23 protein-coding genes are annotated in these 26630 nt (G+C 61.5%); 13 read left to right on the top strand and 10 right to left on the bottom strand.

All coding sequences use genetic code 11. The annotated features are described in order from the left end of the window. Window positions 1-40: 40 nt before the first annotated feature. The 4 genes from ade to sseA all read left to right on the top strand — a co-directional run bounded on the left by ade (window position 41) and on the right by sseA (window position 4477). Window positions 41-1750, top strand: a complete 1710-nt coding sequence (ade, locus tag ACE3PP_RS10725) for an adenine deaminase (protein ID WP_374381753.1) — start codon at window positions 41-43, stop codon at window positions 1748-1750. 99 nt (window positions 1751-1849) lie between these two features. Next, on the top strand, window positions 1850-2848 hold the full coding sequence (locus tag ACE3PP_RS10720; RefSeq protein WP_374381751.1) for a cysteine synthase A: 999 nt from the start codon (window positions 1850-1852) through the stop codon (window positions 2846-2848). Between the two features lie 117 nt (window positions 2849-2965). After that, window positions 2966-3619 (top strand): alanyl-tRNA editing protein, encoded by a 654-nt coding sequence (locus ACE3PP_RS10715; protein ID WP_374381748.1) that lies wholly within the window; start codon window positions 2966-2968, stop codon window positions 3617-3619. A 6-nt stretch (window positions 3620-3625) separates the two neighbouring features. Beyond that, entirely contained in the window at window positions 3626-4477 is an 852-nt protein-coding gene (gene sseA / locus ACE3PP_RS10710; protein ID WP_374381745.1) for a 3-mercaptopyruvate sulfurtransferase, read from the top strand. A gap of 48 nt (window positions 4478-4525) precedes the next feature. On the opposite strand, the gene ACE3PP_RS10705 is transcribed toward sseA, so the two are convergent. The 6 genes from ACE3PP_RS10705 to ACE3PP_RS10680 form a co-directional block, all read right to left on the bottom strand. Continuing rightward, window positions 4526-6553 (bottom strand): CocE/NonD family hydrolase, encoded by a 2028-nt coding sequence (locus ACE3PP_RS10705; protein ID WP_374381743.1) that lies wholly within the window; start codon window positions 6551-6553, stop codon window positions 4526-4528. A 9-nt stretch (window positions 6554-6562) separates the two neighbouring features. Continuing rightward, window positions 6563-8209, bottom strand: coding sequence for an ABC transporter ATP-binding protein (locus ACE3PP_RS10700; RefSeq protein ID WP_374381741.1), 1647 nt, complete (start codon window positions 8207-8209; stop codon window positions 6563-6565). Continuing rightward, a complete protein-coding gene (locus tag ACE3PP_RS10695) occupies window positions 8199-9083 on the bottom strand; it encodes an ABC transporter permease (protein WP_374381738.1) in 885 nt (294 codons plus the stop codon). Before ACE3PP_RS10695 ends, ACE3PP_RS10700 begins: the two co-directional genes overlap by 11 nt. 24 nt (window positions 9084-9107) lie before the next feature. Then, entirely contained in the window at window positions 9108-10097 is a 990-nt protein-coding gene (locus ACE3PP_RS10690; protein ID WP_374381735.1) for an ABC transporter permease, read from the bottom strand. Window positions 10098-10210: 113 nt separating this feature from the next. Beyond that, the gene (locus tag ACE3PP_RS10685; RefSeq protein ID WP_374381732.1) at window positions 10211-11797 is read right to left on the bottom strand and encodes an ABC transporter substrate-binding protein; all 1587 of its coding nucleotides are present in this window, start codon (window positions 11795-11797) and stop codon (window positions 10211-10213) included. A 206-nt stretch (window positions 11798-12003) separates the two neighbouring features. Continuing rightward, on the bottom strand, window positions 12004-12972 hold the full coding sequence (locus ACE3PP_RS10680) for an alpha/beta hydrolase (protein WP_374381729.1): 969 nt from the start codon (window positions 12970-12972) through the stop codon (window positions 12004-12006). Between the two features lie 125 nt (window positions 12973-13097). Between ACE3PP_RS10680 and ACE3PP_RS10675 the strand changes: the two genes are divergently transcribed. From ACE3PP_RS10675 to ACE3PP_RS10650, 6 genes are all read left to right on the top strand, one after another. Further along, window positions 13098-14090 (top strand): GlxA family transcriptional regulator, encoded by a 993-nt coding sequence (locus tag ACE3PP_RS10675; RefSeq protein WP_374381726.1) that lies wholly within the window; start codon window positions 13098-13100, stop codon window positions 14088-14090. 126 nt (window positions 14091-14216) lie between these two features. Next, window positions 14217-15107: a 3-keto-5-aminohexanoate cleavage protein gene (locus tag ACE3PP_RS10670; RefSeq protein WP_374381723.1), complete on the top strand. Its 891-nt coding sequence runs from the start codon at window positions 14217-14219 to the stop codon at window positions 15105-15107. A 21-nt stretch (window positions 15108-15128) separates the two neighbouring features. Beyond that, entirely contained in the window at window positions 15129-16088 is a 960-nt protein-coding gene (locus ACE3PP_RS10665) for an L-carnitine dehydrogenase (RefSeq protein ID WP_374381720.1), read from the top strand. A gap of 3 nt (window positions 16089-16091) precedes the next feature. Next, complete coding sequence (locus ACE3PP_RS10660; protein ID WP_374381717.1) at window positions 16092-16574, top strand: thioesterase family protein; 483 nt, start codon at window positions 16092-16094, stop codon at window positions 16572-16574. A gap of 5 nt (window positions 16575-16579) precedes the next feature. Next, window positions 16580-17740, top strand: a complete 1161-nt coding sequence (locus tag ACE3PP_RS10655; protein ID WP_374381714.1) for an acyl-CoA dehydrogenase family protein — start codon at window positions 16580-16582, stop codon at window positions 17738-17740. A gap of 229 nt (window positions 17741-17969) precedes the next feature. Continuing rightward, window positions 17970-20132, top strand: coding sequence for a DUF4114 domain-containing protein (locus ACE3PP_RS10650; RefSeq protein ID WP_374381711.1), 2163 nt, complete (start codon window positions 17970-17972; stop codon window positions 20130-20132). Between the two features lie 49 nt (window positions 20133-20181). Here ACE3PP_RS10650 and ACE3PP_RS10645 read toward each other — a convergent pair whose 3' ends face one another. Then, a complete protein-coding gene (locus tag ACE3PP_RS10645; RefSeq protein ID WP_374381708.1) occupies window positions 20182-20979 on the bottom strand; it encodes an enoyl-CoA hydratase-related protein in 798 nt (265 codons plus the stop codon). A 100-nt stretch (window positions 20980-21079) separates the two neighbouring features. Further along, window positions 21080-22102, bottom strand: coding sequence for an NADP-dependent oxidoreductase (locus tag ACE3PP_RS10640; protein WP_374381705.1), 1023 nt, complete (start codon window positions 22100-22102; stop codon window positions 21080-21082). A 326-nt stretch (window positions 22103-22428) separates the two neighbouring features. On the opposite strand from ACE3PP_RS10640, the gene ACE3PP_RS10635 reads away from it, so the two are divergent. Genes ACE3PP_RS10635 through cysC form a run of 3 tightly spaced genes read left to right on the top strand, consistent with a single transcriptional unit; the run spans window position 22429 to window position 25959 of the window. Further along, window positions 22429-23166, top strand: a complete 738-nt coding sequence (locus ACE3PP_RS10635) for a phosphoadenylyl-sulfate reductase (protein WP_374381702.1) — start codon at window positions 22429-22431, stop codon at window positions 23164-23166. A 22-nt stretch (window positions 23167-23188) separates the two neighbouring features. Continuing rightward, window positions 23189-24004: a sulfate adenylyltransferase subunit CysD gene (cysD, locus tag ACE3PP_RS10630; protein WP_374381699.1), complete on the top strand. Its 816-nt coding sequence runs from the start codon at window positions 23189-23191 to the stop codon at window positions 24002-24004. A 23-nt stretch (window positions 24005-24027) separates the two neighbouring features. Further along, window positions 24028-25959, top strand: coding sequence for an adenylyl-sulfate kinase (gene cysC, locus ACE3PP_RS10625; RefSeq protein ID WP_374381697.1), 1932 nt, complete (start codon window positions 24028-24030; stop codon window positions 25957-25959). A 97-nt stretch (window positions 25960-26056) separates the two neighbouring features. Here cysC and ACE3PP_RS10620 read toward each other — a convergent pair whose 3' ends face one another. Further along, window positions 26057-26299, bottom strand: a complete 243-nt coding sequence (locus ACE3PP_RS10620; protein WP_374381694.1) for a hypothetical protein — start codon at window positions 26297-26299, stop codon at window positions 26057-26059. 106 nt (window positions 26300-26405) lie between these two features. Beyond that, window positions 26406-26609, bottom strand: a complete 204-nt coding sequence (locus ACE3PP_RS10615; RefSeq protein ID WP_374381691.1) for a cold-shock protein — start codon at window positions 26607-26609, stop codon at window positions 26406-26408. Window positions 26610-26630 lie beyond the last annotated feature (21 nt).

The raw sequence follows: 26630 nt of genomic DNA, 5'->3' as shown, positions 1-26630 counted from the left end.
GCCGGCACCGTGCTAGCGTTCCTTGCCACAGGAGAGTGGCATGAGCAGCTTGCGGCAGAAGATCGAACGCACCATCGACCAGGGGCTGGGTCGGGAACCGGCCGATCTGGTTATCAAGAACACGCGGTTCCTCAATGTCGTGACCGGCGAGTTGGCCGAGGGTGACATCGCGATCTGCGGCGACCGCATTGTCGGCACCTATGAAAGTTATCGTGGCCGACGCGAGATCGATGGCCGGCATTTCACAATTGTGCCGGGCTTCGTCGATTGCCATTTGCACGTTGAATCAAGCCTCGTCGCCCCCGCCGAATTCGACCGGTGTGCCCTGCCGCGCGGCACGACGACGGCAATCTGCGATCCCCATGAGATGTGCAACGTGCTGGGCTCTGCAGCGCTCGACGTCTTCCTGGAGAGTGCCGAACAGACCGCAATGGATTTGCGCGTGCAGCTTTCCTCCTGCGTGCCGGCAACCCATCTGGAAACGGCCGGTGCGCGGCTCACCGCCGCAGATTTGTTGCCTTACCGTGCCCATGCCAAAGTCATCGGCCTTGCCGAGTTCATGAATGCACCAGGGGTCTTTCACAAGGTGCCGGAAGTGCTCGACAAGATCGAAGCCTTCTGGGGAACGCATATCGATGGGCACGCACCGCTCATGAAAGGCTACGAGCTCAACGCCTATCTTTCCTGCGGCATTCGCAATTGCCATGAAACGACGAGCGCGCCGGAGGCGTGGGAGAAGCTGCGCAAGGGCATGCAGGTCTTCATCCGTGAAGGCAGCGCCTGCAAGGATCTCCACGCGCTGGCTGGCATCATCAGCACGACGACCGCGCCGTTCCTCGGCTTCTGCACGGACGACCGGAACCCACTCGACATCGCCGAGGAAGGTCATATCGACCACCTCGTCCGCGGCGCCATCAAAGCTGGTGCGCCGATCGCCGATGTCTATCGCATGGCCTCTTGGTCGGCGGCACGTGGCTTCGGCTTGGTCGATCGCGGCCTCATTGCGCCGGGACAGCGCGCCGATCTGGTGCTGCTCAACGACCTTGCCGCCTGTGACGTCGCCCATGTGATCGCTGGTGGCCAATGGGTCGACGATGCCCTCTTCGACGCGCGCTCAATGCCGGCACCTGTCGGCTATCATTCGATCAAGCTCGACAAGGTCGAGCCATCGATTTTCCGCGTCCCGGCTTCCGGTCCGACTGGACCCGTCATCGGTCTCCGCGAAGGTCAGGTGCTGACCGATTTCTTGACGCTCACCCTGCCCTACCGCAACGGCGAGCGGCTCGTCGACCTCGACAATGATGTGATCAAGGTTTGTGTTCTCGAGCGTCACGGCAAGCGGCGGACCATAGGTCGGGGTTTCGTCAAGGGATTGAAACTGCCGCGCGGCGCCATCGCCTCCTCGATCGGCCATGACAGCCATAATATCTGCGTTGTCGGTGCGAGCGATTCCGACATGGCAGTGGCCGTCAATCGACTGATCGACCTTGGCGGCGGTTTCGTCTTGGCTGCGGACAATGCGGTGGTGACTGAAATGGCGCTGCCCCTGGCCGGTCTGATGAGCGACAAGGATTTCCGCACCGTGGCACGTGAAATAGCCGCCCTCCGGCAGGCTGTGCGCGGGCTTGGCTGTCCGCTGGCGGAACCGTTCCTGCAGATGGCTTTCCTGCCTCTGCCGGTCATTCCACACTTGAAAATCACGGACTTAGGGCTTGTCGACGTCGACAAGTTCGAGCTGATTGCCGCCTGAAATAGGGCTGGCGCAGCTATTCCACACTTTCTGGCCCTTGATTGGGCCAGATATCCGGCTTAGATTTTACACCAAGCAGTGTATTTCACGAGGATTGTGATGGATTTCCGGCAAGGTTTCGTCGACACGATCGGCAACACCCCCCTTATCAAGCTCAAGAAGGCATCCGAACTCACCGGCTGCACCATTCTGGGCAAGGCTGAATTCCTCAATCCCGGTGGCTCGGTCAAGGACCGCGCGGCGCTGGCCATCATCCAGGATGCCGAATCCAAGGGCCTTATCCGACCCGGCGGCCTTATTGTCGAAGGAACGGCCGGCAACACCGGCATCGGCCTCGCCCTGGTCGGGAATGCGCGCGGTTACAAGACGCTGATCATCATCCCCGAGACGCAAAGCCAAGAGAAGAAGGACATGCTGCGCCTCGCCGGCGCCGAGCTGCGCGAAGTTCCGGCCCTTCCCTACAAGGACCCGGGCAATTATGTGCGCGTGTCCGAGAGCGTTGCCGAAGAACTGAAAGACAGCAATCCGAACGGCGTCATCTGGGCCAATCAATTCGACAATGTAGCCAATCGCCTCGGCCACTATCGCACGACCGGTCCTGAGATCTGGCGCCAGACGGACGGCAAGGTCGACGGCTTCGTCTGCGCGGTCGGGACCGGCGGCACGCTGGCGGGCACTGCGATGTTCCTCAAGGAACAGAACCCCAAGATCAAGATCGGCCTCGCCGATCCGGAAGGTGCCGCGCTCTACAGCTATTTCAAGACGGGCGAATTGAAATCGTCGGGCTCGTCGATCACGGAGGGCATCGGCCAAGGGCGCATCACCAAGAACATCGACGGTGCCCCGATCGATATCCCCTTCCAAATCCCCGATGCCGAAGCGCTGCCGATCGTGTTCGATCTCCTGCGCGAAGAAGGCCTGTGCCTGGGCGGGTCCAGCGGCATCAATGTCGCAGGTGCCATTCGCCTCGCCAAGGAACTGGGCCCAGGTCATACCATCGTGACCGTCCTTTGCGACTTTGGGACGCGGTACCAATCAAAGCTCTTCAATCCGGCCTTTTTGTTGTCGAAAGGTCTGCCGACGCCGGGCTGGCTCTAGTTGTAAGCCCGGCGGCCCGCCACTATGATCGACGCCAAGCATTCATAAGAAGCGTCGATCGGGATGGAAGAGCTTTTTCGCCAAGATTCCTACCAACGGGATTGTACGGCAACAATCGTGGCTGTTGGCCCCGATGGCATCGAACTCGACCGGACGGTTTTCTACCCGACGGGTGGTGGCCAGCCGGGCGATATCGGGTGGCTGCAAACGGAAGACGGCGTACGTATCGAGATCCTCGACACGCGCAAAGGCAGCGCGCCCGGACAAGTTCTTCACATCCCCGGGCCTGATACCGCATTGCCGGCCCCCGGTACGAAAGTGACCGCGCAGATAGACTGGGAGCGCAGACATCGCCTGATGCGCATGCACACCTGCCTGCATCTGCTCTGCTCCCTCGTCAAAGGTGATGTGACCGGGGGGCAGATCAGCGACGGCAAGGGTCGCCTCGATTTCAATCTCCCGCCCGAGGTGGCGCTCGACAAAACCGCCCTGACGGACGGCATCAATGCGCTGATCGCCGGCAACCATGATGTCGTGCCGCGCTGGATCAGCGACGATGAGCTGGCGGCGCGACCGGAACTCGTGCGCACCATGTCGGTGAAGCCACCCAGTGGTCAGGGGAGGGTCCGCCTCCTCGATATCGCCGGTGTCGACCTGCAGCCCTGCGGTGGTACGCACGTGCGCAACACGTCGGAAATCGGCCCGGTCGAGATCGTCAAGATCGAGAGCAAAGGCAAGATGAACAAACGCGTCAACATCGCCTTCAAGTGAGTGAGCATGAGCAGCTACGTCAATCCGCAATACCTCGTTTCCACCGATTGGCTCGCCGCCAACATCAACCAGCCCGATTTGCGGATCGTGGATGCGACCTTTTACCTGCCCATGCAGAACAAGAACGCGCGCGCTGAATATGACGAACGGCACATCCCCGGCGCCGTCTTCTTCGACATCGATGAGATCGCTGATACAGAGTCGACATTGCCGCACATGCTGCCGTCACCGGAAAAGTTCGCATCGCGGGTGCGACGGCTCGGGATCGGCGACGGCAACCGTATCGTCGTCTATGATGGCACCGGCATGATGAGCGCCGCGCGCGTCTGGTGGATGTTTCGCATTTTCGGCGCCAAGGAAGTCGCCGTTCTTGACGGCGGCTTGCCGAAATGGCTCTCCGAAGGTCGGCCTGTCGATGACAATCAGCCGACCCCGCGCGAACGGCACTTCAGCGCGCGCCTCGACAATACGCAGGTACGCTCGAAAGCACAGATGCTGTCGAACATCACGAGCCAGCGGGAGCAGGCGCTGGATGCGCGGGCGAGTGGCCGCTTCAACGCGACCGAGCCGGAATTGTGGCCCGGCCGCCGTTCCGGCCACATCCCGAACGCCAAGAACCTGCCCTATACCCAGCTCCTGAAGCCGGACCAAACCTTTCACGACGCCGACACGCTGAAGGCCAAGTTTGAAGCGGCGGGCATCGACATGAAGAAGCCGGTGGTCACGTCTTGTGGTTCAGGGATCACGGCCTGCGTGCTGGCATTGGGGCTCAGCCTCATCGGCCACCGCGACGTCGCGGTCTATGACGGATCCTGGGCGGAATGGGGATTGCCGGGCGATACGCCCGTCGCATCGTGACGGGCGTCCCCCAGCAGGTTTCCCACCGCTCTGCAGAAGGCGGCCCTGCTACAGCAGGTCGCGCTTGATCACTTCCCGCCAGTTCCGGCTGGCGAAGCGCGCGCCGTTTTCAAATGCGTCCAACTCGGCCGTCATGATGAAATCCTCCTTGGTGGAGGTCATGCGGCAGACGACATCGACCCGGATGTCCCATCCTGGACGCGATTGCACGTGGCTTTGCGTGCATGTGTAGGACGCCGCCAGGGGATCGTTCGGCGAGATTGTCAGTTCACGGCGGATATTGTGCAGGATCTCGGTGCCGATCTCGTCAAAGCGTTGCCGACCCTCGCCGAAAACACCCTCGCCATCGGTTACATAGGTCACGGTACCCTTGACCAGATCGATCTTGGATTCGCGTATCACGTTTCCACTGCCGCTCACCTGTGTGATCGGTGTCGACGGACCGGCCACCGGCTTGTCGAATGGATCGTTCCCATCGGTCGATTGCGGCTTGCGATGCGGCAGTGACAGGCGGCTGATGCCAGCGACGATGCCGAGCGTTGCGACCTCAGGCGTCGGCCAGATCAGCGGCCAATAGGCGCTGCTCAACGAGATTCGGATGCGATGCCCGGTGGCGAAGCGGTGGCCGCAAGCGTTCATCACCAGGCGCAGCCGATAGCGCTTACCGGGCACCAAGGGCGTCGGTTCGGCGTGGCTGTCCCGATGCGTCAGGTTGATCACCTGATAGCTGACGCGCAGCGATTTTCCGTCAGGCGCCACATCGCAAAGTCGCGCGCAGAGTTGGGCAACGGGCTTGTCGCTGGTGAATTCGATATCCAGCTCCGGCGCCCCCAGGACCTGCATTGGCTCCTTCAGCGGCTGCGTGTCGAAGACCAGTGCGCCTACATCGTCGAGACGTTGATCGCCCGGCAACTCGCCAATGCACCCCGCGCCCATCCACTCGCCACCGACGCTGCCCACATGCAGCGGCGAACACAGGGGCAATGTCTCCTCGGCGGTCCCGAAGGACGAGAGGCCATCCCTGTTGAGATACAGAACCTCCGACTGGATGCCGGTTGATGGATAGGATTCCTCGGCCACCCAATGGCCGGGATGCACCGCGCGCGTCGTCTCTGGGGCCGTATAGTCCTGCATCCAAGCACGCAGCATCGGGCCCTTCTCGGCCCCGTTCTGCTCGCCGCGCAACCAGCGGTCCCACCAGGCAACAGCATCCTGCAGGAAGCCGATCGCCGGCCCCGGTGTGCCATCCTGCGGGTAGATATGCGCCCACGGGCCAATCACGGCTTTGCGGGGCGCCTTGAGGTGCTGCAGCATGCGCGGCACGGCGTTGGTGTAGGAATCCACCCAGCCGCCGATGAGATAGACCGGTACCTCGATCGCGTCCCAATCTTCGCAGATGGATCCGTGCTGCCAGTAGGCGTCGCGGCGTTGGTGCTTCAGCCACAGCGCCGGCCAGAACGGCATATTCTCCAGGCGCTCGCGCCATTGATCGCGCCACCCGGCACCCACCAGCGCGGGATCCGCGGGCCGGCCCTGATAGGCCAGCATGATGGTGCCCCACCAAAGATTGTCGTTGAGCAGACATCCGCCCATGTAATGGATGTCGTCGGCATAGCGATCGTCCGTCGAACAAACCGAGAGGACGGCCTTCAAGGCCTTCGGCCGGCGCGCCGCCACCTGCAGGCAGTTGAAACCGCCCCAGGACTTACCCATCATGCCGACATTCCCGTCGCACCATTTCTGTGCGGCGAGCCACGCGATCACTTCGAGCGCGTCATCCTGTTCCTGCTTCAGATATTCATCCCACAGCAAGCCATCGCTTTCACCGGAACCGCGCATATCGACGCGGATCGCGGCATAGCCGTGGCCGGCGAAATAGCTGTGCATTGGCTCGTCGCGCTGACGCGTGCCGTCGCGCTTGCGATAGGGGATGTACTCGAGAATGGCTGGAACGGGCTTTTTCTCGGCCCCTTCCGGTAGCCACAGACGGGCTGCCAAACGGCAGCCATCCTTCAGCGTAATCCACAGATGCTCGGTAACTTCAACCTTACGCGGCAGGGCGACAGCTTCGGCCATGAACGATACTCACTTGGTCTTGGCCTGCCTCTTCTGCAGCAAATTGGTGAGCCAATCCGGATCCATTTCCGGCACGGATGACAGCAGCAATTCGGTGTAGGCCGGATGCGGCGGCGACAGGACCTTGGTCTTGAGGCCTTGTTGTACCACCTTGCCCTGGTTCATGACCACAATCTCGTCGGCAATGGCGCGCACCGTGGCGATATCGTGGGTGATGAACAGGTACGAAATGTCGAACTCTGCCTGCAGCCGCAGCAGCAGCTTCAGGATTTCTTCCTGCACGATCTGGTCGAGTGCCGAAGTGACTTCGTCGCAGATGATCAGATCCGGCTCTGCCGCGAGTGCACGGGCAATACAGACACGTTGCTTCTGGCCGCCCGACATTTCCCCGGGCAGGCGATCCATATAGCTGTCGTCGAGTTCGATCATCTTCAGCAGCTCGGAAACGCGCGCTTCCAGCGCTGCACCGCGAAGTTTGTGATAGAACGTCAACGGCCGACCGATGATGTCGAACACCCGATGCCGCGGGTTGAGCGCCGTGTCCGGGCTCTGATAGATCATCTGGATCCGGCGCAGGCTTTCCTTGTCGCGCTGCGCCAGCGCCGGGGGAAGGTCTGCGCCATTGAATTTGACCGAGCCCTTGCTCGGCGGCAGCAACCCCGTGACGACGCGCGCGAGGGTCGACTTGCCGGAACCCGATTCACCGACAACGGCAACGGTGCGGCCACGCGGGACCGAGACCGACACATTGTCGAGAATCTTCACGGCATTGCCGTAGGCGGCATCGACATTTTCGACCTTCAGGATGAGGTCGTCGGTGGTCGATTCAGGTTTCGCCAGTTTGCGGACGGCCCAAAGCGAACGGGTATAGGCCTCTTTCGGCTCAGCCAGCATTTCGCGGGTCGGCGCTTCCTCGACCAGCTTGCCGTTGCGGAGCACCATGATGCGATGCGCCATCTGCGCCACGACAGCGAGATCGTGGGTGATGTAGATGGCAGCGGTATGAAATTCCTCGACGATGGCGCGGATCGAGGCCAGTACCTCGACCTGCGTCGTGACGTCGAGTGCCGTGGTCGGCTCGTCGAAAATGATGAGGTCCGGCCGGCAGGTCATGGCCATCGCCGTCATCACGCGCTGCAGCTGCCCGCCCGACACCTGGTGCGGATAGCGATAGCCGATATTCTGCGGATCCGGCAGGCGCAGGCGGCCGTAAAGATCCTTCGCATCGGCAATAGCCGCAGCAGCCGGACGAATGCCATGCTGCGTCTCGGTCTCGATTGTCTGCTCGATCAGCCGGTGGGCCGGGTTGAACGAAGCCGAGGCGCTCTGCGCCACATATGCAATTCGTGAGCCGCGCAGTTTGCGGCGTTCCTCGTCACTGGCCTTCAGAAGGTCCATGCCATCGAAAGTCACGGTACCGCCGTTAAAGCGGCAGCCGGGCCGAGCGAAGCCCATCGCGGCAATGCCGAGGGTGGATTTACCGGCACCCGATTCACCGATGAGACCAAGAACCTCGCCCCGGCGGAGCGTCAGATCGACGCCTTTGACGATCTGGTGCCAGACATCGTCGCTCTCGCCCTCGATCATGATCCCGCGCATCTCCAGGAGGACATCCCCCTTGGTCCGCGCCGATTGCTTCAGATTATCATTGCCCATCGCGCAACCCGCTTGTCTTGTGCAAGAACCAATCGACGACGAAATTGATGGCGATCGTCAGCAGCGCAATGGCGCCCGCTGGCAGCAGCGGCGTCACATCACCATAGGTGATGAGGGTCGCATTCTCCTTCACCATCAGGCCCCAATCGGCGGTCGGGGGCTGCATGCCGAGGCCCAGGAACGAGAGCGCGCTGATGGTCAGGAAGACGAAGCAATAGCGAAGGCCGAATTCCGTCACCAAGGGTGGCATGATGTTCGGCACGATCTCGCGGAAGACGACCCAGCCCACCTTCTCGCCACGCAAACGCGCCGCTTCGACGAAATCGAGCGAGACGACGTTCATGGAGACGGCACGCGTCAGGCGGAAGACGCGGGTCGCGTCGACCACGCCGATGACGATGATGAGATTGATCGCCGTCGACCCCAGGATCGAGAGCATCATCAGCGCGAAAATCAGGCTGGGGATCGCCATCAGCGCATCGATGAAGCGGCTCACTGCCTGGTCGAACCAGCCACGCAGGATCGACGCCATGATCCCGAGGACGCCGCCGGTCAGGAACGAAAACATGGTGGCGGCAAAGGCAATGCCCATCGAATTGCGGGCGGCGAAGATCATGCGTGTCAGCATGTCGCGACCCAGCTGGTCGGTGCCGAGGTAAAAAGGCGCCTCCCAAGGCAGATAGGCGTCGCCGACCACCTCCGCCTCGCCATAGGGGGCGAAGACGGGCGCGAAAACCGCCAGCACGACGTAGATCGTCAGCACGATGATGCCGAACCAGGCACTCAAAGGCGCCTTCTTCAAATTCCGCCACGCCGTTGCCCGTTTCGTGCGGCGCGCGCGCGATGCCTTGGTCTGGGTCAATGCTTCAGCCATGAATGTCCCCTCCCCTCGCCCGTCTCACCGTGGATGCAACAGGCGCGGGTTCGTCGCGATCGAAATGATGTCCGCCGTCAGATTGAGCAGGATGTAGGTCGCCGCGAAGATGAGTGCGCAGGCCTGCACCACCGGAATGTCGCGTGACGTCACGGAATCGACCATCAACTGGCCGATCCCGGGATAGGTGAACACGACCTCGACCACGACCACGCCCACCACCAGGTAAGCCAGGTTGAAGGCGACGACGTTGACGATCGGCGCCCAGGCATTGGGCAGGGCGTGGCGCAGGATGACGCGGCTTTTGCTGAGCCCCTTGAGGCGGGCCATCTCGATATAGGGGCTCGCCAGCAGATTGATGATCGAGGCACGCGTCATGCGCATCATATGCGCGACGATGACAAGGGTGAGGGTCAGAGCCGGCAGCGCACAGCGCAGGAGCCGCTCGCCCAACTCCGTATCCGCATCGACCGAGGCGAGGCTCGGCAGCCAGCGCACCTTCACGGCCAGGAACAGCATGAGGAGATAGGCCATGAAGAATTCGGGCATCGAAATCGTCGACAGCGTGATGACGTTGACGCCGCGGTCGAACCAGGAATTTCGGTAGAGAGCCGCCATGATGCCGAGAAAGAGCGCCAGCGGCACCGCGATGATCGCGGTCAAGGAGGCGAGGAACAAGGTATTGGCAAGGCGCGGTTCGATGAGGTCGGCGACGGTGCGCTTGTAATCGGCGCGGCTGGCAAAGGATTCGCCGAAATCCCCGTGCGCGACATCGTTGATCCAGTTGAAGTAACGCGTCACCGGCGGTTTATCGAGGCCGATCTCGCGTTCGAAGGCGGCACCGGTTTCCGGCGTCCAGGCCTGACCCAGGATGGCCTTGGTGAAATCGCCGGGCAGGAACTCCACCAGCGAGAAGATGACGATCGACACGACGAACAGGGTGAAGAGCCCAAGTCCCAGTCGCTGAAGGATCGTTCGAGTGATCGGATGCATCTCGTCCCCGCTGCGCAACACGCAGCGTCCCCTCTGGCTAGATCGTCAAAGCAAACTCAATTGGGCATGCAAAAAAGGATGAGGTCGGGCTGCCACCTTTCAGCGGCAGCCCGACCTTCAGCCTTTCGGATGGCTTAGGCCATCCACCAGCGCGAGCAGATCTTCATGCCGTCGACGTCCCAGTTCGACAGCAGATCGCCGTGCGCCACGGCCTTTGAATTGGCCGAGACGTAGCTGTTGAAGACGATGTTGATGAGACCGCCATCGTCATGCACCAGCTGCTGCATTTCCGCGTATTGCTTGGCGCGGGTGTCGGAGTTGGTTTCCGAGCGGGCCGCAACCAGCAGCTCGTTGAAGCGCGGGTTCTTCCAGAACGTATCGTTCCAGGGCGCCTCGGCGGCATAGGCCGTGGTGAACATCCAGTCACAGGTCGGACGACCGTTCCAGTACGAGGCGCAGAAAGGCTTCTTCAGCCAGACATTGTCCCAATAGCTGTCGGACGCTTCGCGAATGACGTTGATGTTGATACCGGCCTTGGCAGCGCTCTCCTTGAAGAGCGTCGCGGCGTCGACGGCGCCAGCGAAGGCGGCGTCGGAAGTCGAAAGATCGATCGTCAGGCTGTCGAGACCCGCCTTCTTCAGCAGTTCCTTGGCCTTTTCTGCGTTGTAGCTGTGCACCGGCTCCGGGTTGATCGCGTACTGGATCGACGGGGCGATCGGGTTGTCGTTGCCCGGGCTGGCATAGCCGTGGAACACCTTCTTGGAGATTTCCTCACGGTCGATCGCAAACTTGATGGCATTGCGGACGTCCGGGTTGTCGAACGGCGCCGCCGTCACGTTCATGACGAAAATGTAGTGGCCATAGCCGGTCACTTCATTGACGTTGATGTCCGGGTTCTTCTTCAGAAGATTGACGGTCTTGAGGTCGCAGCGATCCATGTAGTGGATTTCGCCCGAGGTCAGCGCGTTGGTGCGCGCCGCCACGTCGGCAATGACCTTGAACTCGACTTCGTCGAAATAGGACTTGCCGTAGAAATTGTCGAAGCGCTTCAGCTTGGCGCCGACACCCGGCTCAAACTTCACGATCTGGTACGGACCCGTGCCGACGCCCGATTCCCAATCCACCTTGCCGTCGGCCTTCGCCGGCATGATCTTCAGGTGATAGTCGCTGGCATAGAACGGGAAGTCGGCATTGCCGCCCTTCAGCGTGATGACCACATTGTCGCCATCAGCCTTGATGTCCTCGATCGTGTCGACGACCGACTTGGCGGCCGATTTCGAATCCGGGCCCATATGGTGCTTGTAGGAAGCGACGACATCCTCGGCGGTGACGTCCTTGCCATTGTGGAACGTGGCGCCCTTGCGGACCTTGAAGGCCCACTTCTTGGCGCCGTCCGACGGCTCGAAGCTCTCGGCGATGTCGCCAACGATGTTGCCGGCCACATCCATTTCGGTGAGGCTGTTGCCCGAGGCGCCCCAGCCCACGGTGCCGGTCATCTGGTCCGGATAGGTCGCCGGATCCAACGAGTCAGTCGTCGCACCGTGACCCAGGCCGATCTTGAAGGTGCCGCCCTTCTTGGGCTCCTGCGCGTAGCCGGCGCGGCTCAACACGCCCGTCGCCAGCGCGGTCGAAATGCCGAGCGCCGTGGCACGGCGCATAAAATCACGCCGCGACACCTTCTTGGCAAAGGCGGCCTGTTGCAACTCTTCCCATTGATTCATTTTTATCTCTCCCTAACGGCCGAACCGGACCGACCCCATGCCGACCGGCGGCAAACCCTGCAAAGTGTCGCCTGTAACCGGACCGGCCCAGGCGTTTCGTTTGTTTTAGTAGACCCATCTTTAGGGCGATGCGGCAAGAAATCTTGATGAATTACGACATCGGGTCATTGCTATGCGACACAATGACCAGATCGTGAAGCATTTTTTCAAGCGACCTTGTTTTGCTGCAGTGCGAGTGCCGATCTTATTGCGCCGCAACAAAATTCGAGCTCACTTTGGGCCGCAGCCGAAAGATGTATCAATCTCAGATAGGTATGCGGCAGTCCCTTACCGCATGTATAATCACAGGTAATGCCAGCATGACGCAAATGCTCAACAAACTTTTCGCCATGCGGCAGAATGGGGTCCATTTCCGCTGTCGCCACGCAGGCTGGCGGCAATCCGGCAAAGGACTTTGCGGAAAGCGGCATGGCATATGAATTGTTTGAAAGCGCCTGGCCGCCGAAATAGCCGGTTACGTAATGCCCAAGCGATTCCGTGGAAACACCAACGGATTGCCCGCCGGCTGCCCTCACGGTAAGGGCCGGGTAAATCAAGGTCTGATGGCGGATGACCGGCCCGCCATGATCCCGGATCCACAAGCAAAGCCCGGCTGCCAGATTGCCCCCCGCACTGTCGCCGGCGACCGCGAGCCGGTCCGGATCGAGACCACGTCCCCGCCCTTCCCGCGCCACCCATTTGACCGCCGCCAACCCGTCCATCAAGGCATCCGGAAAGACATGCTCCGGCGACAGCCGATAGTCGACGGACAAGACCGCCGCCCCGGTCCAGGCGCAAATCCGCGCCGTCGCCAGATCGTGACTTTCGGGTGAGCCCAGCATCCACCCGCCGCCGTGGAAGTAGACGATCGTCGCCAAGGGGCCCGCCGACCGTGCCGGCCGGTATAGCAGCGCCCGGCACGCACCGCTCCCACTGGCGCCATCCGACCTTGGGATGCGCACTTCCTCGACGCTCACACCCTCCGGCCGTGGCGCGTGATATCGCTGCCAATAGGAATCATAGAGGCGCCGCTGCTCCGCCATCGGCAAAAGGTCATAGGCTGCGGTAAAAAGATTGTCCGAGTCAGCGATGAAAGCGGCAACGGCGGCATCCGCCGGCGCAATCTGCGTCGTCATACGATTTGGTCCCCCGGGGCTCTTGCGTCGAACGCATTCCACACTGCATCATCGCGCCGGACAATCGAAATCAACAACTGAAATCGACAGGCGGCCATTCGCCATCAGCGAAGCCGACGCAAGAGATGACTCCGGTTCCGGCCAGTGAACAGACAGTAACGATCGGCTTCCTGCTGATGCCGCTCTTCTCGATGATGGCGTTTGTTTCGGCCATCGAACCTTTGCGTGTCGCCAATCGCATGGCCGATCGTCAACTTTACCGTTGGGAAGTGCTATCGCGCGATGGCGAGCCGGTCACCGCGTCAAACAACATGTCACTCGCCGCCGATCATTCGATTGCGGATCATCCCGCTTATCCGATGGTTGCCATCTGCGCCAGCTTCAACCCGCTGCGTCATTTCGATCCCGGCCTGCGCCAGTGGCTGCAGCGCCAGAATGCATCCGGCGTCGAACTGGGCGCGATGGATACGGGAGCCTTCCTGCTGGCGCGCGCCGGTCTTCTCGACGGCTACCGGGCCACAACACACTGGGAGAGCCTCGACAGCTTTGCCGAAGCCTTCCCAAAGGTCGAAGTCGAAAATGCGCTCTACGTCATCGATCGCAACCGATGGTGCTGTGCCGGCGGCACAGCTTCGCTCGATCTGATGCTTCACATGATCCGCCGCCAGCATGGCCACCGCATCGCCGCGGCCGTGTCCGAGCAGTTCATCCACCCGGAGATCCGCGGTCCCGACGACCGGCAGCGCATGGAACCCAAGGAACGCCAGGGCATCAGCCATGCCGGGCTGTCGCGGGTCATCAAGCTGATGGAATCCAGGCTTGAGGAGCCCGTGGCCAGTGCCGAACTCGCCAAAACCGCCGGCATGTCGCTGCGTCAACTCGAACGCCTCTTCGACCGCCATTTCGGCATGTCGCCACGTCGCTATTACCTCGATCTCCGGCTGCAACGTGCCCGCTCGATGCTGCAATATACCGACATGTCCATCGTCGAAGTGGCGGTCGCCTGCGGCTTCGGGTCGGCCGCCCATTTTTCCCGCTCCTACCACGCTTGGTCTGGCAAGGCACCCAGCGCCGAACGTCGTCGGCCGGCCCTTGGAATCATGCCGGCCCTTCGCTAGTGCGAGAGTTGCCTCTTCGTCGTATTTAGTCATTCGCTTGTCGAAATGCGTCAACACGACGGCAAGGCGCCGAGCCAGCATCGCCGACAGTCGAGATTCTCAACGCCGCAACGAAAGAGTTGAACCATGAACTACGAAGTGATCGTCACCTGTGCCGTTACCGGCGCTGGCGACACCGTGGGCAAGCACCCGGCCATTCCGGTGACGCCGAAGCAGATCGCCGATGCCGCCATCGAGGCCGCCAAGGCCGGCGCCACCGTGGCGCATTGCCATGTGCGCGACCCGCAGACGGGCAAGGGCAGCCGCGACGTGAACCTCTATCGCGAGGTTGTCGACCGCATCCGCTCCTCGGGCACCGACGTGATCATCAACCTCACCGCCGGCATGGGCGGCGACCTGGAAATCGGTGCTGGCGAAGACCCCTTCAAGTTCGGCAAGGCGACGGATCTCGTCGGTCCGATCACCCGTCTCGCCCATGTCGAAGCGCTCCTCCCCGAAATCTGCACGTTGGATTGCGGCACGCTCAATTTCGGCGACGGCGACTACACCTACATTTCGACGCCCAACATGCTGCGCGCCGGCGCCAAGAAGGTGCAGGAACTCGGCGTGAAGCCCGAACTCGAAATTTTCGACACCGGCCATCTCTGGTTTGCCAAGCAGATGCAGAAGGAAGGCTTGCTCGGCGACAACCCGATGTTCCAGCTCTGCCTCGGCATTCCCTGGGGCGCCCCGGCCGACACGACGACCATGAAGGCGATGGTCGACAACCTGCCGGAAGGCGCCATCTGGGCCGGCTTCGGCATCGGCCGCATGCAGATGCCGATGCTCGCACAGGCACTGCTGCTCGGCGGCCATGTCCGCGTCGGCCTGGAAGACAATATCTGGCTCGACAAGGGCGTGCATGCCTCCAACGGCTCACTGACCGAGCGCGCCTGCGAGATCATCAGCCGTCTCGGCGCCCGCCCGCTCACCCCGGCCGAAGGCCGCAAGAAGCTCGGCCTCAAGGCGCGCGGCTAATCAAACAAGGACGAAGACATCATGATCACGAATATCAAGAAGGCTGCCGTCATCGGCACCGGCGTCATCGGCTCCGGCTGGGCGGCGCGCTTCCTGGCCGCCGGCCTCGACGTCGTTGCCTGGGATCCCGGCAAGGGTTCGGAAGAGCAGCTCCGCAAGAACGTCGCCAATGCTTGGCCGGCGCTTGAGAAAGTCGGACTGAAGCCCGGTGCCTCGCAAAGCCGCCTCACCTTCGTCTCGACGGTCGAAGAAGCCGTGAAGGATGCCGACTTCATCCAGGAATCGGCCCCGGAACGCGAAGACCTGAAGGTGAAGCTCCACGCCCAGATCACGGCGGCGGCGAAGCCCGACGCCATGATCGGCTCCTCGACCTCCGGCTTGCTGCCGTCCGATTTCTACAAGGATGCCAAGAACCCGGAACGCTGCATGGTCGGCCACCCGTTCAACCCGGTCTACCTGCTGCCGCTGGTTGAAGTCTGCCCCAGCAAGTGGACCTCGCCCGACGCCATCCAGGCCGCGATTGCTTTCTACAAGTCGCTCGGCATGCGTCCGCTGCATGTCCGCAAGGAAGTCCCCGGCTTCCTTGCCGACCGCCTGCTTGAGGCGGTGTGGCGCGAAGGCCTCCACATGATTAAGGACGGCTATTGCACCACAGGCGAACTCGACGATGCGATCCGCTTTGGCTTCGGCATCCGCTGGTCGTTCTTCGGCATGTACATGATCTATCACATGGCCGGTGGTGAAGCCGGCATGAAGCACTTCCTGGAGCAGTTCGGCCCAGCGCTCGAACTCCCCTGGACGCATCTGAAGGCCCCGCCGCTCACCGACGAACTCATCGACAAGATCGTCGAAGGTACCGAGGCGCAGGCCGGCAAGCATTCGATCAAAGATCTCGAGCGCCTGCGCGACGATTGCATCATCTCGGTCATCAACGCGATCACCGATGCCAAGGCCAAGCACGGCTGGAAGTACGAGGATTAAAGGATGAGCGCTGCGCTCCGACCCCATCGCGAATTGGTCCGGCCCGAATGGGCGGATTACAACAAGCATCTCAACGATGCCTTCTATCTGGTCATCTTCAGTCATGCGACTGACCACATGATGGACCAGATCGGACTCGATGCGGCGGGGCGCGAGCGCAGCAATCATTCGCTGTTCACGGCCGAACTTCACCTCAACTATCTGAAAGAGGTAAAGGTCGGCGCGGAAGTGCGTGTGGAGACGACGTTTCTGGGGCACGACGCCAAGCGTCTCCACATCTTCCACACGATGTATGTCGGCGACGGGACCGAGCCTGTTGCGACCAACGAGCAGATGCAACTCTCGATGGATATGAGCGGTCCCAAGGTGGCGCCGTTCCAGCCGGATGTTCTGGCCGCGATCGAAAAGATCGCCACTGAACATGCGAAATTACCGCGGCCCGCTCAAGCCGGCCGCGCCATTGCTCTACCGCCTAAGAAGGGGTGAAGACCATGAATTTCGGATTGACCAGCGAGCAGCAGATGCTCGTCGAGGCGACGCGCGCCTTCGTCGAAGCCGAACTCGTGCCTTACGAAAACGAGGTCGAAAAAACCAATGAGGTTCGCCCCGACCTCATCAAGCAGATCCATGAACGGGCCATCAAGTCGGGCTTCTATGCCGTCAACATGCCGGAAGAGATCGGCGGCGGCGGGCTCGACCATCTGGCACTTACCCTGTTCGAGCGCGAACTGGGCCGCACCTCCTATGCCCTGCAATATGCAGTACACCGCCCCAGCAACATTCTGCGCGCCTGCAATGACGAGCAGAAGGAACGCTATCTGCTCCCCACCATTCGCGGCGAGCGCATTGAATGCCTGGGCATTACCGAGCCGGATGCCGGTTCGGACGTCCGGTCGATGAAGACCCGCGCCGAAGCCGACGGCGACGATTTCGTCATCAACGGCACAAAGCATTTCATCTCCTATGCCGACGTTGCCGATTTCATCATCCTCTTCGCGGCATCCGGCATCGAAGAAACCAAGCGTGGTCCCAAGAAGCTCATTACCAGCTTCCTCATTGACAAGGGGACGCCCGGTCTTGAAGTCCGCAAGGGTTCGCAATCGGTGAGCCATCGCGGTTTCCACCATTGCGAACTGGTTTTCAACAATTGCCGTGTCCACAAGCGCCAGATCCTGGGCGAGGTGCATCACGGTTTCGACGTTGCCAATACCTGGCTCGGCGCTACGCGGCTCACCGTCGCGGCGCAGTGCGTTGGGCGCGCGCAGCGCGCGATGGACATGGCGATCAATTGGGCGGCGACGCGCAAGCAATTCGGCCAGGCGATCGGCAAGTTCCAGGGCGTTTCCTTCAAGCTCGCCGACATGGCGACCGAGATCGAGGCAGCCAACCTCCTCACCCTGCAGGCGGCCTGGAAGACAGTCGAGGGCACGGCGCAGGATCAGGACTATGCCATCGCCAAGCTCTACGCGACCGAAATGCTCGCCCGCGTCACCGACCAGGCAGTGCAGATCTTCGGTGGCATGGGCCTCATGGAAGAAACCGGCATCGAGCGTTTCTGGCGCGACGCGCGCGTCGAGCGCATCTGGGACGGCACCTCGGAAATTCAGCGGCACATCATCTCGCGCGCCCTGCTGCGCCCGTTCGAGAACTGACACGCACGGCACTTGCCCAAATGCGCTGTCGGCATTTGCCGCGAATTCGCATCGGGTTCGCGGCAAATTGCTTATCGAGAGATTAACGCGCTGAAGCAACGGCATTTTTTCCGCGATGCACGCCCGGTTCGCACACCTGGATATATAGAAACGGAGTGTAGACCTCTGCCATTCGCGCCTCCAACACGCCATCTTTCGACAAGCAACAGTTACGAAAGATGCCTTTGGCATGGCGCAGCTCATCAAGCTTGGCAATTACTTGGTCGAAATCGACGGCACCCGCCTCGCCTTCTATGACGTCAGTGGCAACCCGCAGGGCCAGCCCCAAGATATTTCCGGCGCGGCGTCAATTATCCTGCCCGACGGAACAGAGCTTCCGCCCGAGCAACTGACCGATCTGCTGCCCGGCGATATCGACGCCCTCGCCAACTTCAAGACAGCCGCCGGACCCGACGCCTCCGGCGATCAACCAGCCGAAGCTGACAGCGGAGGCGGCCGATTTGCCGCTTTTGAAGATCGGGCCGGTTTGGCCGGCCTGGATTCCGTGGGCGGGCTGGAAGGAACCGAACAGCAATCAGAAGCGGGTCTCGCCTTGCGCGGCCGCTTTGATGGCACCGCCAACCCCGAACAATCGGGCAATAGCGACCAGCCACAGCTGCCCGTCAACGAAGATCAGACACCACCGCAGCCGCAGGACCCGGCACCACAGCCGCCAAGTGACGAAGAGCCGACCCCGCAGCAGCCAACTGACGAAGAGCCGAACCCGCAGCAGCCGCAGGACCCGACACCCCAGCCGCCAACTTACGTGGCGCCGGATGTCACGGCGACAAAAGGCGCTGTCGAATACCACAATACGGTCGAAAGCGGTAAGCAGAGCCCGCTCGGCGATATGAAGGTCGGCGACTACCTGACGCGCGGTGGTGACGAGGGGAAAACCATCGACCCGACCATGGTGAATGGCGTCGACAACCGCAACCTCACCCTCACCCAAAGCGCCGACGTCAAGATCGGCTTCGTCTCGGAAGGTGCCGGTTACAAATCCATGGTCGGCGTCTACGAATTCGATGCTGCCGGAAAGATCATTCCGGGCTCGGTGAAGCTCGTCTGGCTCGACGCCAGCCAAGTGCATCAGGGCACGGTCGGCGGCGCGCTGGTCAAGGATTTCCTCGGCAACTCGCAACCGCTCGAAATCTCCCTCGGCAATGTCGCCGCGGGCAGCAAGCTCGGCTTCTTCATCATTGCCGACGGCGCCTCCAGCAAGGACAATCAAAAGCTCCTCGCCGGGCTCGCCGATGTCAGCAAGAAGGACAATTACGCCGACGATCTCGCCGCCATCAACAAGCACGTGACCTTCGCAACGGACAAGAACGGCAATGGCCACATCCTGATCGACGGCAAGCAGCTCGCCGGCGATGTCTATTTCACCCACGACAAGTCGCTCAATACCGATGCCAACAGCAACGATATCGAGCACTCCCTGTCCGGCGTCTCCAGCCAGAATGACGGCAAGCTCTATGTCGGATTCGAGGACCAGGCCGGCGGCGGCGACCGGGACTATCAGGATCTGGTCATCAGCGTCGACATGGGCAGCTATAACATCAACAAGCTGACCCAGACCGTGACGCAGCCCACTGTCGACTTTTCCGATGCCGACAGCTCAAATCTTTCCAGTGCGGTGATCACCACCTACGGCTTCCATGCCGAAGACCATCTCAACGTGCCACACAGCGATCTCTTTGATGTACAGATCGCCCACGATGGCAGCGATTTCTCCATCACCATCACGGCGAAGGCCGGATCCGAGACCGTCGGTGCGTTCGAGGATTTCGTCAACCACATCTATTTCTCGACCACCAGCACCGACCTCGACTACCGCGAGATCAGCTATGAAGTGACCGACACCGACGGGCAGCATTCCAATGTCAGCACGGTGCCGATCGAATTCTCGTTGAGTGGCGACGGTGTCGGCGCCGGTGCCTCGACGCCGGCCCAACCCGGCAGCGGCGACGATGTGCTGCATCTCAACATCCAGGAAATCGGGCAATATCACGACATGGGTGCCGGCACTGACACGGTGCAGCTCGGCCACGGCAATATGAGCTTCGGCCACAACGATGCCCGGATGCTCGACAATGTCGAAGTGATCGACGCCAAGGGCGCCGGCCACAACGACATTTCGCTCTCAGCCGCCGACGTCCTCGACATGACCGACGGCAATCATCACCTCACCATCCTCGGCAAGGCCGGCGACAGCCTGACACTCTCCGGCGACGGCGGTCACAACTGGACCGTGACCGATCACGGCGCCGACTTCACCACCTATTCCTACAATGACGGCGTGCACCAGGCGGTGGTCGAAGTCAGCAACCAGCTCGCGCAGACCATCGTTTAGCGACGAAAAGGGAGCCCCAACGGGGCGTTTTCGGGGCCTTTTCGGAAGCCTAATTTCCCCGAAAATCAGCCTTCCGCTTCTCGGCGAAGGCCTTCACCCCTTCCTTGGCGTCGGCCGATTCATCCGCCAACTCATAGGTCGACATGGTCCCGGAACGGATCAGCTTGAAGCTGTCCTCGACCGACTTATCCTCCATGAAGCGGATGCATTCTTTCAACGCCTGAACGGTGATAGGCGCGCCGGTCGCGATGAGGTCGGCCCATTCGCGGGCTTGTTGCATAAGCTTCTCGCGCGGCACCACCTTGTTGACCAAGCCGTAATGCGCGGCCTCCTGTGCCGGCATGCGACGGCCGAGCAACAGGATCTCCATCGCGATATTGTGCGGCAGGCGCTTGGGCAAACGTTGCACGCCGCCTGAATCGGGCACGATGCCGAGCGGCAGCTCGGGCAGCGAGAATTCGACATGCTCGGCAGCGATGATGAGATCGCAGGCGAGCGCCAATTCCCAGCCGCCGCCGATGCAAAGCCCGTTGATCGCGGCGATGACCGGCTTGTTGAGGTCCCAGAGTTCGGTCAGGCCCGCAAAAGAACCGGGGCCGTAATCATGCTTCCACCATTTGCCGACCAGGTTCTGCGCTGCCGCGGCCTTCAAGTCCCAACCGGCCGAGAAGATCTTCTCGCCTGCCGCCGTGACGATGCCGACGCGCAGGTCCGGGTCATCGCGGAGCAGGCAGAAAGCGTGGCCGAGCTTGCGCGAGGTTTCCATGTCGATGGCATTGACCTTGGGCCGATCGAGGGTGATTTCCAGCACATGGCCCCGGCGCTCAAGCTTGACGGCTTCCGACATCGCATATCCTCCCCTTGATCAGTCCACCATCCATAGGACGCCGGGGCGCCCTGTCTGATGATGGTTTGCGACAGAGGGCGCGCGAATTGCGACACCCTGTTCAGTCGGCGACCTTCACGACGAGCTTGCCAAAATTGCGGCCTTTCAAAAGGCCGATAAATGCCTCAGGCGCCTTCTCCAGGCCGTGAACGACGTCTTCGCGGTATTTGATGGCACCCGATTTCAGCCAAGCGCCGACGTCGCGGCGGAAGTCCGCCGCCTGGGCGGCAAAGTCGGTGACGATGAAGCCACGGAAAGTCAGACGCTTGGAAAGCACCGCCCGCATCGTCATCGGCAGCCGGTCCGGCCCCGGCTGCGGCCCGTCCTCATTGTAATGGGCGATGAGGCCGCAAACCGGCACACGAGCGAAATTGTTGAGAAGCGGAAATACGGCCTCCCAGACATGGCCGCCGACATTCTCGAAGTAAATATCGATTCCGTCGGGGCAGGCACCGGCAAGCTGGGCGGCAAAATCGGGCGCCCTGTGATCGAGCGCCACATCGAAGCCGAGTTCATCCCGCATATAGGCGACCTTGTCGGCACCGCCGGCGATGCCGACGACGCGACAGCCCTTGAGACGGCCGATCTGACCGACCAGCGACCCGACCGGGCCAGTCGCAGCGGCGACCACCAATGTCTCACCGGGCTTGGGCTGGCCGATATTGAGGAGGCCCGTATAGGCCGTCATCCCCGGCATGCCCAGTACGCCGAGCGCCGTCGAGATCGGCGCCAGCTTGGGATCGACCCTCTCCAGATTGCTGCCGTTCGAGATAGGGTGAGTCTGCCAGCCGGTCCGCCCTTGCACGATATCGCCAACAGTGAAGGAAGGGTTGCGCGAGGCGAGAACCCGGCTCACCGCCCCACCCTCCATAACACCGCCGATCGGCACCGGTTGGGCATAGGATTTGGCGGCGCTCATGCGCCCGCGCATATAAGGATCGAGCGAGAGATAGAGCGTCTGGAGTTGCAATTCACCCTCTGTCGGCGACGCCAGCGGAACCTCCACCAAGCGGAAATTCTCCGCGGTCGGCTCCCCCACCGGCCGGGATGCCAGCACGATTTGCTTGTTCAAGACTTCCAACATTTCACATTCCATACTCGTGAAAGACCTGGGACGATAGGTCATGTATGATTCAATCTAGGGCAATTTCTATTAACTTAATAGAGATCATGCCTGTGAGGCCACTCGCCTGGAGTGGATGATATGATTGTATAATAGACAGATTTTTGGACGTTCGCCAGTCATCTTGCTTTGTCGCTTCAAATCACACAAACACGTTATCTGTTAGTTTTAATATTACATATAGTGCGATTAATTCAATTGACCCACCTTTTGCAGATGCTAAGTATTTTCACAGTTATATGACTCTTATGCGCCATCTTTAGTGTGATTACGGCGCTGGTGACCAGATGCAGATCGACACCCTTCACGACGCGCCGATTGTTGACTCCCAGACAAGCGTTTCGGCGCCGGACATGTTGGCGCGCGACCTCAACGCGCGCTTTGCCACGGCATCGCCGCTCGAGATTCTCGATGCGGCCATTCATCACCTCTTCCCAAAACGGATCGCCCTGGTTTCGTCCTTCGGCGCTGAATCGGCGCTGCTGCTCCATTTCCTCGCCGAGATCGACCGGTCGGTGCCGGTCCTGTTCCTCGACACCGGCAAGCATTTCGACGAAACGCTGATGTACCGCGACATCCTTGCGGGCCGTTTCGATTTCACCGATCTGCGCTCGGTCGAACCCGACGGCGCCGACCTCGCGCGCCACGATCCCGATGGAACCCTGTGGCAGACCAATCCCGACTTGTGCTGCCAATTGCGCAAGGTCGACCCGCTGCTCCATGCGCTGGAACCGTTCGGTGCCTGGATCACGGGGCGCAAGCGGTATCAAAGCCGCACGCGCGCGGAACTGCCGCTGTTCGAGAGCCTCGACGGGCGCATCAAGGTTAATCCGCTCGCGCACCTCAATGCGGCTGATATCGAAGCGGCCTTCAAAGAGTTCAAGCTGCCGCAGCACCCGCTTTATTACGACGGCTTCAAATCGATCGGCTGCAAGCCCTGTACGCTGCGCGTCGCCGATGGGGACGACGCGCGCTCCGGCCGCTGGGCCGGCACCGACAAGACAGAGTGCGGCATCCACCGCTGACCAGACAAAGAAGAAACAGAAAATGACCCAGGTTCTGCAGACACCGACCGATCTCGATCAGCTTGAAGCGCAGAGTATCTTCATCCTGCGCGAAGCCTACAGCCGACTGAAGCCCATCACCATGCTGTGGTCGCTGGGCAAAGATTCCAATGTGATGCTGTGGTTGGCGAAGAAGGCGTTCCTCGGCCACGTCCCCTTCCCCGTGACCCATGTCGACACGGGCAAGAAATTTCCCGAGATGTACGCGTTCCGCGACCGCTACGCCAAGGAATGGAACCTCAACCTCATCGTGCGCGACTGCCCGCCGGTCGAGGAAATCGACCCCAGCCTGCCGCCGGCCGCCCGCTCGGCCGCACGCAAGACGATCGGCCTCAAGCGCGTGATCGAAGAATTCGGCTTCAAGGGCGTCATCGCCGGCATTCGCCGCGACGAGCAGGCGACGCGCGCCAAGGAACGCGTCTTCAGCCCACGCGCCGACGGTGGCGCCTGGGACTTCCGCGATCAGCCGGCCGAGTTCTGGGACCATTTCAACGCCAGCCTGCCCGACGGAGCGCATATGCGCATCCACCCGCTGCTTTCCTGGACCGAGCTCGATATCTGGCGCTATGTGCAGCGCGAGAACATTCCGCTGGTCCCGCTCTATTTCGCAAGGGACGGCAAGCGGTACCGGTCGCTTGGCGATCAGGACATCACCTCGCCGGTTGCCTCGACCGCCAACACGCTGGACGAGATCATCGCCGAGCTGAAGTCCACCAAGACATCGGAACGCGCCGGCCGTGCCATGGACCATGAGCGCGAGGACGCTTTCGAGCGCCTGCGCGCCTCGGGCTATATGTAAGCGCGGCGGAAAGGAACAGCATCATGACCGTTCTCCCCCTGAAGAATCCGAAGAGCGCCGCTCATTCCGCCAATGACGATGTGGCGCCGGTGCAGGCGCGTTTTCCCTTCGCCATCGTCGGCCATGTCGATCACGGCAAGTCGACGCTGATCGGCCGCCTGCTGCACGATACGGGCAGTCTCCCCGAAGGGAAGCTCGCCGAGTTGAAGGCCGCCAGCGACAAGCGCGGCGGCACGCTGGAATGGTCGTTCCTGCTCGACTCCTTCCAAGCGGAGCGCGACCAGGGCATCACCATCGACACGACCCAGATCTTCTTCGCAACGCCCAAGCGCCCCTACGTCATCATCGACGCGCCGGGCCACAAGGAGTTCCTGAAGAACGCCGTTTCCGGCGTGGCACAGGCACAAGCGGCGCTCCTGGTCATCGATGCCGCCGAGGGTGTCCGCGAACAATCGCGGCGACATGCGCTGATCCTGCAGCTGCTGGGCCTCAGGCAGGTTGCGGTCATCGTCAACAAGATCGACCTCATCGACTTCGACGAAGCGCGCTTCAACAAGGTTGCGGCCGAAATCACCGCCTTCCTCGCAGAACTTGGCCTGACGCCGAAGGCCGTCGTGCCGATCTCGGCCCGCCACGGCGACAATATCGTCGCCCGCTCGGCCGAGACACCCTGGTACAAGGGCGAGACCGTGGTCGAACTCCTCGACGGTTTCGAGGCCTCACGCGCCGCCACGGAATTGCCGCTGCGCCTGCCGGTGCAGGACGTCTTCAAGTTCGATCATCGCCGACTGGTGGTGGGCCGCATCGAGAGTGGCCGCCTGAAAGTCGGCGACAGCCTGACCTTCGCGCCGACCGGCAAATCCGCCAAGATCGCCAGCATCGAGACCTGGGCCGCCGCGCCGCAGATTGCCGCCAGCGCCGGCCAATCGGTCGCGATCACGCTGGATGATGAACTCTTCATCGAGCGCGGCATGGTGGCGAGCCACGCCGAGCGCCAGCCGCATCTCACCCACGACGCGTTGCTGCGCCTCTTCTGGCTGGACAGCGCGCCGCTGGAGCCGGGTGATCGTATCACGCTGAAAGTCGCCACTTCGGAATACACGGTCGCGGTCGAAGGCATTCGCGCCGTCATCGATGTCGACTCCCTGGAACGGCAGGTCGCCGATCGCGTCGGCCAAAATGGCATTGCCGAGGTCGCGGTCCGCAGCCGGTCGCTGATGGCAATCGATCTGGTGGACGAATTGGCCAAGACCGGCCGCGCCGTGCTGGTGCGCGACGGCGACATCGTCGGCGGGGCCGTCATCCTGGGCCGTGCGGCCGAGGCAAAGCTCGCCGAGGAACCGCGCCTGCTGTTCAGCCCAAATCATCTGGTCAGCCACGCGGCGCGTACTGCCGCCAATGGGCATCAAGGTGCCGTCATCTGGCTGACCGGCCTGTCCGGTTCTGGCAAATCGACTTTGGCGATGGCGCTGGAGCGGGAATTGTTCGCCAAGGGTCGCCAGGCCTATGTGCTGGACGGCGACGCGCTGCGTTCGGGCCTCAACAACGATCTGGGCTTTGGCCCGGAAGCGCGGGCCGAAAACATCCGCCGCACGGCCGAGGTTGCCAAGCTCTTCGCCGACGCTGGCTTGATCGTCATCACGTCGCTGATTTCGCCCTATGCGGCCGAGCGCGAAAAGGCCCGCAACATCGTCGGCGGCAATTTCCACGAGGTGCATGTGAAGGCTGATCTCGCCACCTGCGAAGCGCGCGACCCCAAGGGTCTTTACGCCCGTGCCCGTGCCGGCGAGATCAAGAATTTCACCGGCATCGATGCGCCCTATGAAGTGCCGGAGGCTGCCGATCTGGTGATCGACACGAGTGCTACGTCACTTGAAGCGGCACTCGGCACGCTTGTCAATTTTGTTGAAGCTGTGTCGACAGGATCGCCGTCCCTAAGGAACGCGCTGTCGTAAGGATAGCCGGAGGCTGCAGCGAAACTGGAAGAGCACCAATAGATCCAACCCATCGCATGGTGGGTTGGGCTCGCTTTCAAAAAAGAGACCGGCCGGTTTAGACCGCCGATGCCTTGATCTTGCGGGCCTTTGTAACAGGATTCTTGGCGGCTTCTTCCCGCTCGGTGGCTTCCTTCGCCAAGCGCAGGGCGCGCAGCTTGGCCGTATTCTCCGCGAAGACTGCATTGGCCTTGGCGCGCTCTTGCAGCATGTCCTGTTCACGCTGGCGCTCGCGGTCGCGGGCTTCCTTGGCGACGCGTTGCGATTCCTCGACTTGCTTCGATAACAAAGGTCTCAGCATTGCGGTCGTCCTCCCAGGGCCTTACGGCAGTATGGCCTGCTGAATAAGCATGCAGGCCAAAATGCGAAGGGCGGCCTAGGCCGCCCTCTCACTCTTACGCCGACGCTTACGCCGCTTTCAGATTGCAAGCCGATGACTTGCCGCGCTCCGTCTGCACGTCGTAGCTGATTTCCTGCCCTTCATTGAGCGAGCCCATTCCAGCGCGCTCGACAGCGGAAATGTGCACGAACACATCGTTGCCGCCATCATTGGGCTGAATGAAGCCGAAACCCTTTTGGGCATTGAACCACTTAACTTTTCCAACAGACATATCAAACCTTTAGCAAAGACT

The organism is Dongia sp. (assembly GCF_041910485.1).
In the GTDB taxonomy this organism is placed as follows: Bacteria; Pseudomonadota; Alphaproteobacteria; order Dongiales; family Dongiaceae; genus Dongia.
The sequence above is the reverse complement of the archived record's forward strand: the minus strand, read 5'-3'. Positions and strand labels throughout refer to the sequence as shown.

Bases quoted from the DNA above. Each gene is read 5' to 3' on its own strand.
- ade (WP_374381753.1), top strand. From the start codon at position 41: ATGAGCAGCTTGCGGCAGAAGATCGAACGCACCATCGACCAGGGGCTG.
- ACE3PP_RS10720 (WP_374381751.1), top strand. From the start codon at position 1,850: ATGGATTTCCGGCAAGGTTTCGTCGACACGATCGGCAACACCCCCCTT.
- sseA (WP_374381745.1), top strand. From the start codon at position 3,626: ATGAGCAGCTACGTCAATCCGCAATACCTCGTTTCCACCGATTGGCTC.
- ACE3PP_RS10705 (WP_374381743.1), bottom strand. From the start codon at position 6,553: ATGGCCGAAGCTGTCGCCCTGCCGCGTAAGGTTGAAGTTACCGAGCAT.
- ACE3PP_RS10700 (WP_374381741.1), bottom strand. From the start codon at position 8,209: ATGGGCAATGATAATCTGAAGCAATCGGCGCGGACCAAGGGGGATGTC.
- ACE3PP_RS10695 (WP_374381738.1), bottom strand. From the start codon at position 9,083: ATGGCTGAAGCATTGACCCAGACCAAGGCATCGCGCGCGCGCCGCACG.
- ACE3PP_RS10685 (WP_374381732.1), bottom strand. From the start codon at position 11,797: ATGAATCAATGGGAAGAGTTGCAACAGGCCGCCTTTGCCAAGAAGGTG.
- ACE3PP_RS10680 (WP_374381729.1), bottom strand. From the start codon at position 12,972: ATGACGACGCAGATTGCGCCGGCGGATGCCGCCGTTGCCGCTTTCATC.
- ACE3PP_RS10675 (WP_374381726.1), top strand. From the start codon at position 13,098: ATGACTCCGGTTCCGGCCAGTGAACAGACAGTAACGATCGGCTTCCTG.
- ACE3PP_RS10670 (WP_374381723.1), top strand. From the start codon at position 14,217: ATGAACTACGAAGTGATCGTCACCTGTGCCGTTACCGGCGCTGGCGAC.
- ACE3PP_RS10665 (WP_374381720.1), top strand. From the start codon at position 15,129: ATGATCACGAATATCAAGAAGGCTGCCGTCATCGGCACCGGCGTCATC.
- ACE3PP_RS10660 (WP_374381717.1), top strand. From the start codon at position 16,092: ATGAGCGCTGCGCTCCGACCCCATCGCGAATTGGTCCGGCCCGAATGG.
- ACE3PP_RS10655 (WP_374381714.1), top strand. From the start codon at position 16,580: ATGAATTTCGGATTGACCAGCGAGCAGCAGATGCTCGTCGAGGCGACG.
- ACE3PP_RS10650 (WP_374381711.1), top strand. From the start codon at position 17,970: ATGGCGCAGCTCATCAAGCTTGGCAATTACTTGGTCGAAATCGACGGC.
- ACE3PP_RS10645 (WP_374381708.1), bottom strand. From the start codon at position 20,979: ATGTCGGAAGCCGTCAAGCTTGAGCGCCGGGGCCATGTGCTGGAAATC.
- ACE3PP_RS10640 (WP_374381705.1), bottom strand. From the start codon at position 22,102: ATGTTGGAAGTCTTGAACAAGCAAATCGTGCTGGCATCCCGGCCGGTG.
- ACE3PP_RS10635 (WP_374381702.1), top strand. From the start codon at position 22,429: ATGCAGATCGACACCCTTCACGACGCGCCGATTGTTGACTCCCAGACA.
- cysD (WP_374381699.1), top strand. From the start codon at position 23,189: ATGACCCAGGTTCTGCAGACACCGACCGATCTCGATCAGCTTGAAGCG.
- cysC (WP_374381697.1), top strand. From the start codon at position 24,028: ATGACCGTTCTCCCCCTGAAGAATCCGAAGAGCGCCGCTCATTCCGCC.
- ACE3PP_RS10620 (WP_374381694.1), bottom strand. From the start codon at position 26,299: ATGCTGAGACCTTTGTTATCGAAGCAAGTCGAGGAATCGCAACGCGTC.
- ACE3PP_RS10615 (WP_374381691.1), bottom strand. From the start codon at position 26,609: ATGTCTGTTGGAAAAGTTAAGTGGTTCAATGCCCAAAAGGGTTTCGGC.